Here is a 17,097-nt window from a genome sequence, read left to right as displayed (position 1 = left end):
GACATGAGCAAGACCCTGATCCGTGGTGCGAAGGTCCTTGGCGGCGAGCCCCAGGACGTCCTGATCGACGGCGAGACGATCGTCGAGGTGGGGACCGGCATCGAGGCGGGCGATGCGACCGTCGTCGACGCCGAGGGCAAGATCCTGCTGCCCGGCCTCGTCGACCTGCACACCCACCTGCGCGAGCCCGGCCGCGAGGACTCCGAGACCGTCCTGACCGGTACGCGCGCCGCCGCGTCCGGCGGCTACACCGCCGTGTTCGCCATGGCCAACACCTTCCCCGTCGCCGACACCGCGGGCGTCGTCGAGCAGGTCTACCGCCTCGGCCAGGAAGGCGGTTACGCGGACGTCCAGCCGATCGGCGCCGTCACCGTCGGCCTGGAGGGCAAGAAGCTCGCCGAGCTCGGCGCCATGCACGAGTCCGCAGCCGGTGTCACCGTCTTCTCCGACGACGGCAAGTGCGTCGACGACGCCGTGATCATGCGCCGCGCCCTGGAGTACGTGAAGGCCTTCGGCGGCGTCGTCGCCCAGCACGCGCAGGAGCCGCGGCTCACCGAGGGCGCCCAGATGAACGAGGGCGTCGTCTCCGCCGAGCTGGGCCTCGGCGGCTGGCCCGCCGTCGCCGAGGAGTCGATCATCGCGCGTGACGTGCTGCTCGCCGAGCACGTGGGCTCGCGGGTGCACATCTGCCACCTGTCGACCGCCGGTTCGGTCGAGATCGTGCGCTGGGCCAAGTCGCGCGGCATCGACGTGACCGCCGAGGTCACCCCGCACCACCTGCTCCTCACCGACGAGATGGTCCGCTCGTACAACCCGGTCTACAAGGTCAACCCGCCGCTGCGCACCGAGCGCGACGTCATGGCGCTGCGCGAGGCCCTGGCCGACGGCACGATCGACATCGTCGCCACCGACCACGCCCCGCACCCCCACGAGGACAAGGACTGCGAGTGGGCCGCGGCCGCCATGGGCATGGTGGGCCTGGAGACCGCGCTCTCCGTCGTCCAGCAGACGATGGTCGAGACGGGCCTGCTCACCTGGGCCGCGGTCGCCGACCGGATGTCCGTCAAGCCCGCCGAGATCGGGCAGGCCAAGGGGCACGGACGCCCCGTCTCGGCAGGTGAGCCCGCGAACCTCACGCTTCTCGATCCGGCTTACCGTGGTGTCGTGGACCCCGCGGGCTTCGCCTCTCGCAGCGGCAACACCCCCTACGAGGGCCGTGAGCTGCCCGGCCGCGTGACGCACACGTGGCTGCGGGGCCGCGCCACGCTCGTCGACGGGAAGCTCGCGTGACCTCTCTGATCTCTGCCGCCGCAGGAAGTGCCGCCACCATCGCCGCCGAGAAGAAGTCGGCGGACGTGACGGACTGGGCCGCACGCGCGGGCTGGGTCGTCGGCCTTCTGCTCTTCATCGCGCTCGTCTACTGGCTGATGCGCGAGGGCTGGAAGTGGCGCGGCACGCTCCAGGGCGACCTGCCCGAGCTGCCCAGCGCGCCGAGCGAGCCGGGCCCGGCGAAACTTGAGCTCAGCGGCCGCTACCACGGCTCGACCACGGCAGGGCAGTGGCTCGACCGCATCGTGGCGCACGGCCTCGGTACCCGCAGCCGCGTCGAGCTGACGCTCACGGACGCGGGCCTCGATGTCGTACGCCCCGGGGCAGCCGACTTCTTCATCCCGGCCGCACAGCTGCGCGAGGCCCGCCTCGACAAGGGCATCGCAGGCAAGGTCCTCGCGGAGGGCGGTCTGCTGATCGTCACCTGGGAGCACGGCGAGAAGCTGATCGACTCGGGTTTCCGCTCGGACCACGCCGCCGAACAGGCGGACTGGGTCGAGGCCATCAACAACATGATCAAGACCAGCACTACGGAAGGCACCGCACGATGACGACCTCCACCAGGGGAGCCTCCAAGACTCCCGCCGTTCTCGTCCTGGAGGACGGCCGCATCTTCCGCGGCCGCGCCTACGGGGCCGTGGGGGAGACCTTCGGCGAAGCGGTGTTCTCCACCGGCATGACCGGCTACCAGGAGACCCTCACCGACCCCTCGTACCACCGCCAGGTCGTCGTCATGACGGCCCCGCACGTCGGCAACACGGGCGTGAACGACGAGGACCCCGAGTCGAAGCGGATCTGGGTCGCCGGTTACGTCGTACGTGACCCCGCGCGCGTGCCCTCCAACTGGCGCTCCCAGCGCACCCTCGACGAGGAACTCGTCGAGCAGGGCGTCGTCGGCATCAGCGGCATCGACACCCGCGCCCTCACCCGTCACCTGCGCGAGAGCGGCGCCATGCGCGTCGGGATCTTCTCCGGCAACGCGCTCCCTGACGAGGGCGTGATGCTCGCCGAGGTCCGCCAGCAGCCCGAGATGAAGGGCTCGAACCTCGCCGCTGAGGTCGCCACCAAGGAGACGTACGTCGTCCCCGCGATCGGCGAGAAGCGCTTCACCGTGGCCGCCGTCGACCTCGGCATCAAGGGCATGACCCCGCACCGCATGGCCGAGCGCGGCATCGAGGTGCACGTCCTGCCCGCGACCGCGACCGTCGATGACATCTACGCGGTCAAGCCCGACGGCGTGTTCTTCTCCAACGGTCCCGGTGACCCGGCGACCGCGGACGGCCCTGTCGCCCTCATGCGGGCCGTCCTGGAGCGCAAGACCCCGCTCTTCGGCATCTGCTTCGGCAACCAGATCCTCGGCCGTGCGCTCGGCTTCGGCACGTACAAGCTGAAGTACGGCCACCGCGGCATCAACCAGCCCGTGCAGGACCGCACGACCGGCAAGGTCGAGGTCACCGCGCACAACCACGGCTTCGCCGTCGACGCGCCCCTCGACAAGGTCTCCGACACCCCCTACGGGCGCGCCGAGGTCTCCCACGTGTGCCTCAACGACCAGGTGGTGGAGGGGCTCCAGCTCCTCGACCAGCCCGCGTTCAGCGTCCAGTACCACCCCGAGGCAGCCGCGGGTCCGCACGACGCCGCGTACCTGTTCGACCGCTTCACGTCTTTGATGAACACCGTCCTGATGGAGGGCCAGCGTGCCTAAGCGCACCGATATCCAGTCCGTCCTGGTCATCGGCTCCGGCCCGATCGTCATCGGCCAGGCAGCTGAGTTCGACTACTCGGGTACCCAGGCCTGCCGCGTGCTCAAGGCCGAGGGCCTGCGCGTCATCCTGGTGAACTCGAACCCGGCGACGATCATGACCGACCCGGAGATCGCCGACGCCACGTACGTCGAGCCGATCACCCCCGAGTTCGTCGAGAAGATCATCGCCAAGGAGCGCCCCGACGCGCTCCTGCCCACCCTCGGTGGCCAGACCGCGCTCAACACCGCGATCTCCATGCACGAGCAGGGCGTCCTCGAGAAGTACGGCGTCGAGCTCATCGGCGCCAACGTCGAGGCGATCAACAAGGGCGAGGACCGCGACCTCTTCAAGGGCGTCGTCGAAGAGGTCAACCAGAAGATCGGCCACGGCGAGTCCGCCCGCTCGTACATCTGCCACTCCATGGACGACGTCCTCAAGGGCGTCGACGAGCTCGGCGGCTACCCCGTCGTCGTCCGTCCCTCCTTCACCATGGGCGGCGCCGGTTCCGGCTTCGCGCACGACGAGGAGGAGCTGCGCCGCATCGCCGGCCAGGGCCTGACGCTCTCGCCGACCACCGAGGTGCTCCTGGAGGAGTCCATCCTCGGCTGGAAGGAGTACGAGCTTGAGCTGATGCGCGACAAGAACGACAACGTCGTGGTCGTCTGCTCCATCGAGAACTTCGACCCGATGGGCGTGCACACCGGCGACTCGATCACCGTCGCGCCCGCGATGACGCTGACCGACCGCGAGTACCAGACCCTGCGTGACGTCGGCATCGCGATCATCCGCGAGGTCGGCGTCGACACCGGCGGCTGCAACATCCAGTTCGCCATCGACCCGAAGGACGGCCGGGTCATCGTCATCGAGATGAACCCGCGTGTCTCGCGGTCCTCCGCGCTGGCGTCGAAGGCCACCGGCTTCCCGATCGCGAAGATCGCCGCGAAGCTGGCCGTCGGCTACACGCTGGACGAGATCCCGAACGACATCACCGAGAAGACCCCGGCCTCCTTCGAGCCGACCCTCGACTACGTGGTGGTCAAGGCCCCGCGTTTCGCCTTCGAGAAGTTCCCCTCGGCGGACTCGACCCTGACGACCACGATGAAGTCGGTCGGCGAGGCCATGGCGATCGGCCGCAACTTCACCGAGGCGCTGCAGAAGGCGCTGCGGTCCCTGGAGAAGAAGGGCTCGCAGTTCACCTTCGTGGGCGAGCCCGGCGACAAGGCCGAGCTTCTGGCGGAGGCGGTGCGTCCGACCGACGGACGCATCAACTCCGTCATGCAGGCCATCCGCGCCGGCGCCACCCCGGAGGAGGTCTTCGAGTCCACGAAGATCGACCCGTGGTTCGTCGACCAGCTCTTCCTGATCAAGGAGATCGCGGACGAGCTGACCGCCGCCGAGCGCCTGGACGCCGATCTGCTCGCCGAGGCCAAGCGGCACGGCTTCTCCGACGCCCAGATCGCCGAGATCCGCGGCCTGCGCGAGGACGTCGTCCGCGAGGTGCGCCACGCCCTCGGCGTGCGCCCGGTCTACAAGACGGTCGACACCTGCGCCGCCGAGTTCGCCGCGAAGACGCCGTACTTCTACTCCTCGTACGACGAGGAGAACGAGGTCGCCAAGCGCGAGAAGCCCGCGGTCATCATCCTGGGCTCGGGTCCCAACCGCATCGGCCAGGGCATCGAGTTCGACTACTCCTGCGTCCACGCCTCCTTCGCGCTGAGCGACGCGGGCTACGAGACCGTGATGGTCAACTGCAACCCGGAGACGGTCTCGACGGACTACGACACGTCCGACCGCCTCTACTTCGAGCCGCTCACGCTCGAAGACGTCCTGGAGATCGTCCACGTCGAGGCACAGGCCGGGCCGATCGCGGGCGTCATCGTCCAGCTCGGCGGCCAGACCCCGCTGGGTCTCGCGCAGGCGCTCAAGGACAACGGCGTGCCGGTCGTGGGCACACCGCCCGAGGCCATCCACGCCGCCGAGGACCGCGGCGCCTTCGGCCGCGTGCTCGCCGAGGCCGGTCTCCCGGCGCCCAAGCACGGCACCGCGACCACGTTCGCCGAGGCCAAGGCCATCGCCGACGAGATCGGCTACCCCGTCCTCGTACGCCCGTCGTACGTGCTCGGCGGCCGCGGCATGGAGATCGTGTACGACGAGACCCGCCTCTCCGCGTACATCGAGGAGTCGACCGAGATCAGCCCCTCGCGTCCGGTGCTCGTCGACCGCTTCCTCGACGACGCGATCGAGATCGACGTGGACGCCCTCTACGACGGCCACGAGCTCTACCTCGGCGGCGTCATGGAGCACATCGAGGAGGCCGGCATCCACTCCGGCGACTCGGCGTGCGCGCTGCCCCCGATCACCCTCGGCGGCTACGACATCAAGCGCCTGCGGGCCTCCACGGAGGGCATCGCCAAGGGCGTCGGCGTGCGCGGGCTCATCAACATCCAGTTCGCGATGGCCGGGGACATCCTCTACGTCCTCGAAGCCAACCCGCGTGCCTCGCGCACCGTCCCCTTCACCTCGAAGGCGACCGCGGTGCCGCTGGCCAAGGCCGCAGCGCGCATCTCGCTCGGCGCGACCGTCGCCGAGCTGCGCGCCGAGGGCATGCTCCCGGCGACCGGCGACGGCGGCACGCTGCCGATGGACGCGCCGATCTCGGTGAAGGAAGCCGTCATGCCGTGGTCGCGCTTCCGCGACATCCACGGGCGTGGCGTCGACACCGTCCTCGGCCCGGAGATGCGCTCCACCGGTGAAGTCATGGGCATCGACTCGGTGTTCGGCACCGCGTACGCCAAGTCGCAGGCGGGTGCGTACGGTCCGCTGCCGACCAAGGGCCGCGCCTTCATCTCGGTGGCCAACCGCGACAAGCGCTCGATGATCTTCCCGGCGCGCGAACTGGTCGCGCACGGCTTCGAGTTGCTCGCCACGTCCGGCACGGCCGAGGTGCTCAAGCGCAACGGCATCAACGCCACGGTCGTGCGCAAGCAGTCCGAGGGCGAGGGCCCGAACGGCGAGAAGACGATCGTCCAGCTGATCCACGACGGCGCGGTCGACCTCATCGTCAACACCCCGTACGGCACGGGTGGCCGCCTCGACGGCTACGACATCCGTACGGCGGCTGTCTCCCGCTCCGTGCCGTGCCTCACGACGGTCCAGGCGCTCGCCGCCGCCGTCCAGGGCATCGACGCGCTCAACCACGGGGACGTGGGCGTGCGTTCACTCCAGGAACACGCGGAGCATCTGACCGCGGCCCGCGACTAGCAGCCCACCAGGGGGACACCGATCCGGTGTCCCCCTTCTGCTGAGGACACGTACATGTACAAATTCTTCTTCAACCTCGTCTTCAAGCGCATGGACCCGGAGCAGGCCCACTACATGGCCTTCCGCTGGATCCGGCTCGCGGCCCGCGTCCCCGTGCTGCGCACGTTCATCGCGGCCGTCCTCGCGCCGCGCCACAAGGAGCTGCGCACCGAGGCCCTCGGGCTGCGGATGCACGGTCCCTTCGGTCTCGCCGCGGGCTTCGACAAGAACGCCGTCGCGATCGACGGCATGTCGATGCTGGGCTTCGACCACATCGAGATCGGCACCGTCACGGGGGAGCCGCAGCCCGGCAACCCCAAGAAGCGGCTCTTCCGCCTCGTCGAGGACCGGGCGCTGATCAACCGCATGGGCTTCAACAACGACGGCTCGGCGGCCGTGGCCGAGCGCCTGGGGGCCCGCAAGGCCGTCTTCAGGACGGTCGTGGGCGTCAACATCGGCAAGACCAAGGTCGTCCCCGAGGAGGAGGCCGCCGCCGACTACGTGAAGTCGACCGAGCGGCTCGCCGCCCACGCCGACTACCTCGTGGTGAACGTGTCGTCCCCGAACACCCCCGGCCTGCGCAACCTCCAGGCGACGGAGTCGCTGCGGCCGCTGCTCACCGCCGTACGCGAGGCGGCCGACCGGAGCGTCGCCGGGCGGCGCGTGCCGCTCCTCGTGAAGATCGCCCCCGACCTGGCGGACGAGGACATCGACGCGGTCGCCGACCTGGCCGTCGAGCTCGGCCTCGACGGCATCATCGCCACGAACACGACCATCGCGCGCGAGAGCCTCGGTTTGCAATCCGAACCTTCGCTCTACGGAGAGACCGGCGGTCTGTCAGGAGCCCCCCTCAAGGAGCGTTCCCTGGAGGTCCTGCGCCGCCTCTACGCGCGCGTGGGCGACCGCATCACCCTCGTGGGCGTCGGTGGCATCGAGACCGCAGAGGACGCCTGGCAGCGGATCCTCGCGGGCGCCACCCTGGTGCAGGGCTACAGCGCCTTCATCTACGAAGGGCCCTTCTGGGCCCGCGCGATCCACAAGGGGCTCGCCGCCCGCCTTCGGACGAGCTCGTACGCCACCCTCGCCGAGGCCGTCGGCGCCGACGTAAGGAAGCCCGCATGAGTGCTCTTGAACCCTTCGGCACGCGCCTGCGCCACGCCATGGACGAGCGCGGGCCCCTGTGCGTCGGCATCGACCCGCACGCGTCCCTGCTGTCCGCCTGGGGCCTGAACGACGACATCGCGGGCCTGGAGCGCTTCACCGCGACGGTCGTCGAGGCGCTGGCGGGCACGGTGGCGGTCTTCAAGCCGCAGAGCGCGTTCTTCGAGCGCTTCGGCTCGCGCGGCATCGCCGTACTGGAGAAGGCGGTCCAGGAGCTGCGCGCGGCCGGGGCCCTGGTGGTCATGGACGCCAAGCGCGGCGACATCGGCTCGACGATGGCCGCGTACGCCGAGACCTTCCTGCACAAGGACTCGCCGCTGTTCAGCGACGCCCTCACGGTCTCGCCCTACCTCGGCTACGGCTCGCTGAAGCCGGCCGTCGACCTCGCGCGCGAGAACGGCACCGGGCTCTTCGTGCTCGCCCTCACCTCCAACCCCGAGGGCGCCGAGGTGCAGCACGCGGTGCGCGAGGACGGCCGCACGATCGGCGCGACGATGCTCGGGCACCTGGCGGCGGAGAACGCGGGTGCGGAGCCCCTGGGGTCCTTCGGTGCCGTCGTAGGGGCCACGCTGGGGGACCTGTCCTCGTACGACCTCGCCGTCAACGGTCCGCTGCTCGCCCCCGGCATCGGGGCGCAGGGTGCCACTCCGGCGGATCTGCCGGGGGTCTTCGGAGACGCCGTGCGCAATGTCGTGCCGAGCGTCAGCCGGGGTGTTCTGCGTCACGGTCCCGACGTGGTGGGTCTGCGCGTCGCCGCGAGCCGCTTCGCGGACGAGATCCGTGAGGCCGTCGGCTCGGCCTGAGGTTGTCCTGAGACCGTCCTGAGGGTGTTTTTCCGCCTTCGAAGGTCGTGTCCGGCCACGTCCTTACGTTTCGCTGATGACTCACCGGGCCAAATCCGGGGTGAAATGCCCGAAATGCACACCTCGGCAGAGGCTGACCAGGACTTTTCGTCTGTTCTCGCTGACTCCGGCGGCCATGCCCGCTAGTCTCCGACGAGAGCGAACGGGCAAGCGCGTTGCACGTTGCTCACCAGGTGTGGGGCGACTAGGTTCCTCACCGGTCCGTATCCGACAGTTCGACATCCGAGGTGACGTAGGCGTGGCTCTTCCGCCCCTTACCCCTGAACAGCGCGCAGCCGCGCTCGAAAAGGCCGCCGCGGCTCGCCGGGAGCGGGCCGAGGTCAAGAATCGACTCAAGCACTCCGGCGCCTCTCTTCATGAGGTCATCAAGCAGGGACAGGAGAACGATGTCATCGGCAAGATGAAGGTCTCCGCTCTCCTGGAGTCCCTGCCCGGCGTGGGCAAGGTCCGCGCCAAGCAGATCATGGAGCGTCTTGGCATCTCCGAAAGCCGCCGTGTGCGCGGTCTCGGCTCCAACCAGATCGCCTCCTTGGAGCGTGAGTTCGGTGGTGGCGCTGCCTGACGTTCTCAGGCACTCCTGAGAACCTGGATAATCGCTGCATGGCTGCAACATCCCGGGGGACGACCCCCGTGCCCCCGGACGTACGTCCGCGGCTGACCGTGCTCTCCGGCCCCTCAGGGGTCGGCAAGAGCACGGTCGTCGCTCATATGCGCAAAGAACACCCCGAGGTCTGGCTCTCGGTCTCGGCCACCACTCGGAAGCCGCGCCCCGGCGAGAAGGACGGAGTCCACTACTTCTTCGTCTCCGACGAAGAGATGGACAAGCTGATCGCCAACGGCGAGCTCCTGGAGTGGGCCGAGTTCGCGGGCAACCGCTACGGCACGCCGCGGGGCGCCGTCCTTCAGCGCCTGGAGGCGGGCGAGCCCGTCCTCCTGGAGATCGATCTGCAGGGCGCGCGCCTGGTCCGCGAGTCGATGTCCGAGGCGCAGCTGGTCTTCCTCGCCCCGCCGAGCTGGGAGGAGCTGGTCCGCCGGCTCACCGGCCGGGGGACCGAGGCGCCCGAGGTGATCGAGCGCAGGCTCGCCGCGGCGAAGATCGAACTCGCCGCGGAGGCCGAGTTCGATACGACCCTGGTCAATACCTCCGTCGAGGATGTAGCGCGTGAGCTGCTAGCCTTGATGAAAGTTGTTTGATCTTCATCCTCAGTAACCCGGATTGATCTTCAATTTCCATTCGAAGGTCAATCCCCATCGGAAGGCAGAGAGTGTCCTCTTCCATCACTGCGCCCGAGGGCATCATCAACCCGCCGATTGATGAGCTCCTCGAAGCGACCGACTCGAAGTACAGCCTCGTGATCTACGCCGCCAAGCGCGCGCGCCAGATCAACGCGTACTACTCGCAGCTCGGTGAGGGCCTGCTGGAGTACGTCGGCCCGCTGGTGGACACGCACGTCCACGAGAAGCCGCTCTCGATCGCGCTCCGCGAGATCAACGCGGGTCTGCTGACGTCCGAGGCCATCGAGGGCCCGGCTCAGTAGTTTCTTTACTTGCGGTTCTTCACTTGCAGTTCTTCACCACAGGCCCGGCAGCGCGACTGCCGGGCCTGTGGTGTGTCATGGAGTCGTACGTTCCCCGGTGCGGGGAAGACAAGTGCGGGGAGGCACGGTGGGCAAGCCCAAGGTCGTTCTGGGGGTCAGCGGCGGAATCGCCGCGTACAAGGCCTGTGAGCTGCTGCGGCGGCTGACCGAGTCGGGCCATGACGTACGCGTCGTACCGACCGAGTCCGCGCTGCACTTCGTGGGCGCCGCGACCTGGTCGGCGCTGTCCGGCAACCCGGTCTCGACCGAGGTGTGGGACTCCGTCCACGAGGTGCCCCACGTACGGATCGGCCAGGCCGCGGACGTCGTGATCGTCGCCCCCGCGACGGCCGACATGATGGCCAAGGCGGCCCACGGCCTCGCCGACGACCTCCTGACGAACACGCTCCTCACCGCCCGCTGTCCGGTGATCTTCGCGCCCGCCATGCACACGGAGATGTGGGAGCACCCGGCCACGCAGGAGAACGTCGCCACGCTGCGCCGCCGCGGCGCCCTGGTCATCGAGCCCGCCGTCGGCCGCCTCACGGGCGTGGACACGGGCAAGGGCCGCTTCCCCGACCCGGTGGAGCTCTTCGAGGTCGTACGCCGTGTCCTGGCGCGCGGCGACCTGGCCCGCGACCTCGCGGGGCGGCACGTCGTCGTCAGCGCGGGCGGGACGCGCGAGCCGCTCGACCCCGTCCGCTTCCTGGGCAACCGTTCCTCCGGCAAGCAGGGGTACGCGCTGGCCCGCAGCGCGGCCGCGCGGGGCGCCCGCGTCACGCTCGTGTCGGCGAACGCGGCCCTTCCGGAACCCGCGGGAGTCGACGTCGTGCCCGTCGGCACGGCCGTCCAGCTCCGTGAGGCGGTCCTGAAGGCGTCCGCGGATGCCGACGCCGTGGTGATGGCGGCGGCCGTGGCCGATTTCCGCCCCGAGACGTACGCGACCGGAAAGATCAAGAAGAGGGACGGCCAGGAGCAGCCCCCGATCGCCCTCGTCCGCAACCCCGACATCCTCGCCGAGATCGCCGGAGACCGGCCGCGCCCCGGCCAGATCGTCGTCGGCTTCGCCGCCGAGACGGACGACGTGCTCGCCAACGGCCGCGCCAAACTGGAGCGCAAGGGCTGTGACCTGCTCGTCGTCAACGAAGTGGGCGAGCGCAAGACGTTCGGCTCCGAGGAGAACGAGGCGGTCGTGCTCGGCGCGGACGGCAGCGAGACCGCGGTGCCGTACGGTCCGAAGGAAGTGCTCGCGGACACGGTCTGGGATCTCGTGGTGGAACGCCTGGCAACGCCTGGCGAAGAATTCCTGAAAAAATAGGGGTGACCCCCAGAAGAAACCCTCTGCCCTGGCCACAGCAGAACAGGGCTGGAAACCTGGGCTCGAATGCCACATTCGTCCCACTGGGCGCCTCAAACCCGGGAAATTCGGGCGTGAGGCCCTCTGGTGGAGACCGATCGTCGTACCGCACAATGCAGTGCCGCAGGTCACAGCGCTCCCAAGTGGCGAGACACGTGGTCCGGCGGCCGAGTGCGACCGATAAACTGGTCTCGGACGACGCCGGGCGCAGCTCCCGGCCCGTCCACCAATGATCAGCCAGCAGCCGCTGCAACCACAGGGAGCGATGTGTCCCGCCGTCTCTTCACCTCGGAGTCTGTGACCGAGGGTCACCCCGACAAGATCGCTGACCAGATCAGCGACACCATTCTCGACGCACTTCTGCGGGAGGACCCGAAATCCCGGGTCGCCGTGGAGACGTTGATCACCACCGGCCTGGTGCACGTGGCCGGAGAGGTGACGACCAAGGCGTACGCGCCGATCGCGCAGCTGGTGCGCGACAAGATCCTCGAGATCGGTTACGACTCCTCGAAGAAGGGCTTCGACGGCGCCTCCTGCGGCGTCTCGGTGTCCATCGGCTCGCAGTCCCCCGACATCGCGCAGGGCGTCGACACGGCGTACGAGAAGCGGGTCGAGGGCGATGAGGACGAGCTCGACAAGCAGGGTGCGGGCGACCAGGGCCTGATGTTCGGCTACGCCTGCGACGAGACGCCGGAGCTGATGCCGCTCCCGATCCACCTCGCGCACCGTCTCTCGCGCCGCCTGTCCGAGGTCCGCAAGAACGGGACCATCCCGTACCTGCGCCCCGACGGCAAGACCCAGGTCACCATCGAGTACGACGGCGACAAGGCCGTCCGCCTCGACACCGTCGTGGTCTCCTCGCAGCACGCCTCGGACATCGACCTGGACTCGCTCCTGGCCCCCGACATCCGGGAGTTCGTGGTCGAGGCCGAGCTGAAGGCGCTCCTCGACGACGGCATCAAGCTCGACACCGACGGCTACCGTCTCCTGGTGAACCCGACCGGGCGCTTCGAGATCGGCGGCCCGATGGGCGACGCCGGCCTCACCGGCCGCAAGATCATCATCGACACGTACGGCGGCATGGCCCGCCACGGCGGCGGCGCCTTCTCCGGCAAGGACCCGTCCAAGGTCGACCGCAGTGCCGCCTACGCGATGCGCTGGGTCGCCAAGAACGTCGTCGCCGCGGGCCTCGCCGCCCGCTGCGAGGTCCAGGTCGCGTACGCGATCGGCAAGGCCGAGCCGGTGGGCCTGTTCGTGGAGACGTTCGGTACGGCCACGGTCGACACCGACAAGATCGAGGCGGCCATCGCCGAGGTCTTCGACCTGCGCCCGGCCGCGATCATCCGCGACCTGGACCTGCTGCGCCCGATCTACGCCCAGACCGCCGCATACGGCCACTTCGGCCGGGCGATCCCCGACTTCACGTGGGAGCGGACGGACCGGGTTGAGGCGTTGCGGAAGGCTGCGGGGCTGTAAGGAGCTGTAGGAGCTGTAAGGCTCCCTCGCTCGGCGAGCTCGGCGAGTTCTGACGAAGCCCGGTGCCCCTGGTGGGGGTGCCGGGCTTCGTCGTGCGGTGGTGGATATCGGGCTCGTGGCCGTGTCAGTGGGGTCTGGTAGGAATGCTGCTGTGAGCAGCGAGGATCAGAAATCTGAGGGGGGCGGCGGGGCCGAGCCTCCCGAGCAGCTTGCGCTCATTCGGGAAGCGGTGCGTAAGGCCGGGGTGCCGCGGGCCAAGCCGCGGACGTGGCGGGGGGCCGCGTTGGCGAAGAGTCTGCCGGTGGCTCGGGTGCTGGTGGACAAGGGCGTGCTGCATCTTGATCGGTACTTCGATTACGCGGTGCCCGAGGAGTTGGACGAGCAGGCTCAGCCCGGGGTGCGGGTTCGGGTGCGGTTCGGGGCCGGGGCGCGGAACGTTCGGGGTGGGCGGCGTGAGGGCGGGGGGTTGATCGACGGGTTCCTTGTGGAGCGCGTTGCGGAGACCGACTACTCCGGGCCGCTGGCCGCCCTCGCGCAGGTCGTTTCGCCTGAGCCCGTGCTCGACGGTGAGTTGCTCGGGTTGGCGCGCGCTGTGGCTGATCGGTATGCGGGCAGCCTTGCCGATGTGTTGCAGCTGGCGGTTCCGCCTCGGCATGCTCGGGCCGAGGCACGGGCAGCGGGGGAGGCTCCGGCTGCTCCTGCCGCGCCTGACGTGGGGACCTGGCGGCGGTATGGGCATGGGGCCGAGTTTCTGGGGGCGCTGGCTTCCGGGGGTGCGCCTCGGGCCGTGTGGACCGCCCTTCCCGGGCCCGAGTGGGCCGAGGAGATCGCCAGGGCCGTGCAGGCGACGCTCGCTTCGGGGCGGGGCGCCCTCGTTGTCGTGCCTGCCGGGCGGCCCGCGGCGCGGGTTGACGCGGCGCTGACCCAGCTGATGGGGGCGGGGCAGCATGCTCTGCTCACCGCTGATGTGGGGCAGGAACGGCGGTATCGGGAGTGGCTTTCTGTGCGGCGCGGTGCCGTGCGGGCCGTTGTGGGCACCCGGGCCGCCATGTTCGCCCCCGTGCGGAATCTCGGGCTCGTCGTGATCTGGGACGACGGCGATGCCGGCCACAGCGATGACAACGCTCCCTTCCCGCATGTGCGTGAGGTGCTCGAACTTCGCGCCTCGCGGGACAAGTGCGGCTTTCTGCTGGGGAGTTGGAGCTGCACCGTTGAGGCCGCGCAGCTGGTGGAGAGTGGGTGGGCGGCGCCGCTGGTCGCCGACCGTGAGCAGGTACGGGGGGCCGCGCCGCTCGTACGGACCGTGGGGGACGGCGACCTTGCCCGGGACGAGGCGGCTCGGGCCGCGCGGCTTCCGACGCTGGCCTGGAACGTGGTGCGGGAGGGGCTGAAGCACGGGCCCGTCCTGGTGCAGGTGCCTCGGCGGGGGTATGTGCCTCGGCTCGCCTGCGAGCGGTGCAGGGAGCCCGCGCGGTGCCGGCACTGTGCGGGGCCGCTGGAGGCGCGGGACGGCGGCGGGCTGTGGTGCGGCTGGTGCGGGGTGGAGGAAGGTGCCTGGCACTGCGGGGAGTGCGGGGGGTTCCGGCTGCGGGCGCAGATCGTGGGGGCGCGGCGTACGGCCGAGGAGTTGGGGCGGGCGTTTCCGGCGGTGCCGGTGCGGACGTCGGGGCGTGAGCAGGTTCTGGACACCGTGGCGGGGACGCCCGCGCTGGTGGTGAGTACGCCGGGGGCGGAGCCTGTCGCCGAGGGCGGCTATGCCGCTGCCCTGCTGCTGGACGGATGGGCCATGTTGGGGCGGCCCGATCTGCGGGCCGGGGAGGATGCGTTGCGGCGCTGGATCGCGGCCTCTGCCCTGGTGCGGCCCCAGGGGGCGGGCGGGACCGTCGTGGTCGTCGCCGAGCCGACCCTGCGGCCCGTGCAGGCCCTTGTGCGGTGGGACCCCGTGGGGCATGCGGTGCGGGAGCTTTCCGAGCGGGCCGAGCTGGGGTTTCCGCCCGTGTCGCGGATGGCCTCCGTGGCGGGGACTCCGGAGGCGCTCTCCGGGTTTCTCGCGGCGGCCGAACTGCCGGGGGACGCGGCGGTGTTGGGGCCCGTTCCCGTACCGGACGCGGGGCCCGGCCCCACGCGGCGGGCCGGGGCTGCGCCGGCCGGGGAGCGGTGGGAGCGGGTGCTGATCAGGGTGCCGCCGGGGAGCGGCGCCGCGCTCGCCGCTTCGCTGAAGGTGGCGCAGGCCGCGCGGATGGCACGGGGGGCCGCGGAGCCTGTGCGGATTCGGGTGGACCCGCTGGATATCGGCTAGACCGCCTTGCTGTGCTCCGGCCGGGGCGAGTGTGGGCTGTGCCTCCTCCGGGGGCGCTGCCTGCCGGTGTCCGAGTTGGGGCGGGGGATTCGTCCGTGTGGAGCGTTCGCTCGCAACGACGGCGGCTGCCCGCACCGGGGAAACCGGTAGGGCAGCCGCCGAGTCGTCGTGGTCAGCCGTTGCGTGGGCCCGGGAAAGCGTTGGGGCGGGGGTCCTCGCGGAGGGCGGGGCTGCCTGCCGTGGGCTGGGTCGGCATCGCGCGGGCCGCGGGGACCGAGGGGAGGGGGGCGCCGACCGGGACCGGAGGGCGGGCTGCCGTGGGGGCGGGGATCGTCTCCGTGGCGCGCTCCGCTTCCGCCGCCGCCTGTGTCGTGGCCCGGCGGGCCCCGTAACGGCGGTGCACCGCCTGCTTGGTGACCCCGAGGGCCGAGCCCACCGCGTCCCACGAGAAGCCCAGCGAGCGGTCGAAGTCGACCGCGGCGGTCACCAACGTCTCGACGCTGTCCCGCAGTTCTTGGGCGAGGCGGACGGTCGGGGCGGGGGCCCGCCCGTACACGACGAAGCCCGCGGAGGGGCTGGAGCGGCGCGGGCGGTAGACGTTGCCGAGCTGGGCGGTGAGCGTACGCAATGCGTCCACCTGCCGGCGGACCCGCTCGATGTCCCGCACCAGGAGGTGCAGGCTGGCCCGTGCCTGGGCGTCGTGGGTTGCGTGGTCGGCCATGAACAAGCCTCTCGAACCGGCGTTGAAAAGGATCGGGCCGCCATCGCGGCCCGTTGTGGTCAACTCTTTCTTGACCAACGCGCTAGCTCGTGTGGGGTCACGGTGCAGGGGCGTGTGCGCATATGCACAGGGCGCGCGGCCGCGCGTACGCCCCCAGATGAGCCGTATGCGGGGAAAGACGCTCGGGACGGCGCCCCCAAGGCGAGCGGCACCCGCGGCGTGACGGCCGGGGACAGGCGGCCCCGCGGAGAGCGGCCCGACGGAGCGGCTCATAGACTGGTGCGCTCGCCCTACGTTCCCGTCCCGAGAGGCCGAAAGGCAACGATGAAGCTCGTCTTCGCAGGCACCCCCGAGGTCGCCGTCCCCGCCCTGGACGCCCTGATCGCCTCCGGCCGGCACGAGGTGGCCGCCGTCGTCACCCGGCCCGACGCCCCCGCGGGCCGCGGCCGCAGGCTCGTCGCGAGCCCCGTCGCCCAGCGCGCGGAGGAGGCCGGTATCGAGGTGCTCAAGCCCGCGAAGCCGCGCGACGAGGAGTTCCTGGCGCGGCTGCGCGAGATCGCGCCCGACTGCTGCCCGGTCGTCGCCTATGGCGCGCTGCTGCCCAAGGTCGCCCTGGACGTCCCGGCTCACGGCTGGGTCAACCTGCACTTCTCGCTGCTGCCCGCTTGGCGTGGAGCCGCGCCCGTGCAGCACGCCGTCATGGCGGGGGACGAGATCACCGGTGCCTCCACCTTCCTGATCGAGCAAGGGCTTGATTCCGGTCCGGTGTACGGGACCGTCACCGAGGTCGTCCGGCCCACCGACACCAGCGGTGACCTGCTCACCCGCCTCGCCTTCGCCGGCTCCGGGCTGCTCGCCGCCACCATGGACGGCATCGAGGACGGCTCCCTGAAGGCCGTACCGCAGCCCGCCGACGGCATCACCCTCGCCCCGAAGATCACCGTCGAGGACGCCCAGGTGGACTGGGCGACCCCGGCCCTCCGCGTGGACCGCGTCGTGCGTGGCTGCACCCCGGCGCCCGGCGCCTGGTCCGTGTTCCGTGGGGAGCGGCTGAAGATCATCCAGGCCGCGCCCGTCGCGGACCGCACCGACCTCGCACCCGGCGAGCTAGCCGCCGCCAAGAACAACGTGTACGTCGGCACCGGCTCGCACGCCGTGGAACTGCTCTGGGTCCAGCCGCAGGGCAAGAAGCCGATGCGCGGCGCCGACTGGGCGCGCGGGGTGCGGATCGCCCCGGGTGAGCGGCTCGGTGCAACCGACGTAGGCTGA

14 protein-coding genes are annotated in these 17,097 nt (G+C 70.4%); 13 read left to right on the top strand and 1 reads right to left on the bottom strand.

Going from position 1 to position 17,097, the window contains the following annotated elements; genetic code table 11:
* Nucleotides 1-3: 3 nt before the first annotated feature.
* The 12 genes from E5671_RS11615 to E5671_RS11560 all read left to right on the top strand — a co-directional run bounded on the left by E5671_RS11615 (nucleotide 4) and on the right by E5671_RS11560 (nucleotide 15,107).
* Nucleotides 4-1,290: a dihydroorotase gene (locus tag E5671_RS11615; protein WP_160503765.1), complete on the top strand. Its 1,287-nt coding sequence runs from the start codon at nucleotides 4-6 to the stop codon at nucleotides 1,288-1,290.
* Entirely contained in the window at nucleotides 1,287-1,880 is a 594-nt protein-coding gene (locus tag E5671_RS11610; protein ID WP_336605735.1) for a PH-like domain-containing protein, read from the top strand. The genes E5671_RS11615 and E5671_RS11610 overlap by 4 nt, the downstream gene beginning before the upstream one ends.
* Nucleotides 1,877-3,034, top strand: coding sequence for a glutamine-hydrolyzing carbamoyl-phosphate synthase small subunit (carA, locus tag E5671_RS11605; RefSeq protein ID WP_160503764.1), 1,158 nt, complete (start codon nucleotides 1,877-1,879; stop codon nucleotides 3,032-3,034). Before E5671_RS11610 ends, carA begins: the two co-directional genes overlap by 4 nt.
* Nucleotides 3,027-6,335 carry a carbamoyl-phosphate synthase large subunit gene (carB, locus tag E5671_RS11600; protein ID WP_160503763.1) on the top strand — a complete coding sequence of 1,103 codons (3,309 nt, stop codon included), beginning with the start codon at nucleotides 3,027-3,029 and terminating at the stop codon, nucleotides 6,333-6,335. Before carA ends, carB begins: the two co-directional genes overlap by 8 nt.
* A gap of 54 nt (nucleotides 6,336-6,389) precedes the next feature.
* Nucleotides 6,390-7,496 carry a quinone-dependent dihydroorotate dehydrogenase gene (locus tag E5671_RS11595; protein ID WP_160503762.1) on the top strand — a complete coding sequence of 369 codons (1,107 nt, stop codon included), beginning with the start codon at nucleotides 6,390-6,392 and terminating at the stop codon, nucleotides 7,494-7,496.
* Entirely contained in the window at nucleotides 7,493-8,338 is an 846-nt protein-coding gene (pyrF, locus tag E5671_RS11590; RefSeq protein ID WP_160503761.1) for an orotidine-5'-phosphate decarboxylase, read from the top strand. The genes E5671_RS11595 and pyrF overlap by 4 nt, the downstream gene beginning before the upstream one ends.
* A gap of 298 nt (nucleotides 8,339-8,636) precedes the next feature.
* On the top strand, nucleotides 8,637-8,960 hold the full coding sequence (locus tag E5671_RS11585; protein ID WP_005319887.1) for an integration host factor: 324 nt from the start codon (nucleotides 8,637-8,639) through the stop codon (nucleotides 8,958-8,960).
* A 38-nt stretch (nucleotides 8,961-8,998) separates the two neighbouring features.
* Nucleotides 8,999-9,592 (top strand): guanylate kinase, encoded by a 594-nt coding sequence (gene gmk, locus E5671_RS11580; RefSeq protein WP_160503760.1) that lies wholly within the window; start codon nucleotides 8,999-9,001, stop codon nucleotides 9,590-9,592.
* 71 nt (nucleotides 9,593-9,663) lie between these two features.
* The gene (gene rpoZ / locus E5671_RS11575; protein WP_005319902.1) at nucleotides 9,664-9,936 is read left to right on the top strand and encodes a DNA-directed RNA polymerase subunit omega; all 273 of its coding nucleotides are present in this window, start codon (nucleotides 9,664-9,666) and stop codon (nucleotides 9,934-9,936) included.
* Nucleotides 9,937-10,063: 127 nt separating this feature from the next.
* Nucleotides 10,064-11,293 carry a bifunctional phosphopantothenoylcysteine decarboxylase/phosphopantothenate--cysteine ligase CoaBC gene (gene coaBC / locus E5671_RS11570; protein ID WP_160503759.1) on the top strand — a complete coding sequence of 410 codons (1,230 nt, stop codon included), beginning with the start codon at nucleotides 10,064-10,066 and terminating at the stop codon, nucleotides 11,291-11,293.
* A 306-nt stretch (nucleotides 11,294-11,599) separates the two neighbouring features.
* A complete protein-coding gene (metK, locus tag E5671_RS11565) occupies nucleotides 11,600-12,808 on the top strand; it encodes a methionine adenosyltransferase (protein ID WP_160503758.1) in 1,209 nt (402 codons plus the stop codon).
* A gap of 151 nt (nucleotides 12,809-12,959) precedes the next feature.
* The gene (locus E5671_RS11560) at nucleotides 12,960-15,107 is read left to right on the top strand and encodes a primosomal protein N' (RefSeq protein ID WP_160503757.1); all 2,148 of its coding nucleotides are present in this window, start codon (nucleotides 12,960-12,962) and stop codon (nucleotides 15,105-15,107) included.
* A 172-nt stretch (nucleotides 15,108-15,279) separates the two neighbouring features.
* Here the strand turns inward: E5671_RS11560 and E5671_RS11555 are convergent, their stop codons facing one another.
* Nucleotides 15,280-15,828: a hypothetical protein gene (locus tag E5671_RS11555; RefSeq protein ID WP_160503756.1), complete on the bottom strand. Its 549-nt coding sequence runs from the start codon at nucleotides 15,826-15,828 to the stop codon at nucleotides 15,280-15,282.
* Nucleotides 15,829-16,152: 324 nt separating this feature from the next.
* Between E5671_RS11555 and fmt the strand changes: the two genes are divergently transcribed.
* Nucleotides 16,153-17,097: a methionyl-tRNA formyltransferase gene (fmt, locus tag E5671_RS11550; protein ID WP_160503755.1), complete on the top strand. Its 945-nt coding sequence runs from the start codon at nucleotides 16,153-16,155 to the stop codon at nucleotides 17,095-17,097.

Source organism: Streptomyces sp. BA2, assembly GCF_009769735.1.
Lineage (GTDB): Bacteria > Actinomycetota > Actinomycetes > Streptomycetales > Streptomycetaceae > Streptomyces.
The sequence above is the reverse complement of the archived record's forward strand: the minus strand, read 5'-3'. Positions and strand labels throughout refer to the sequence as shown.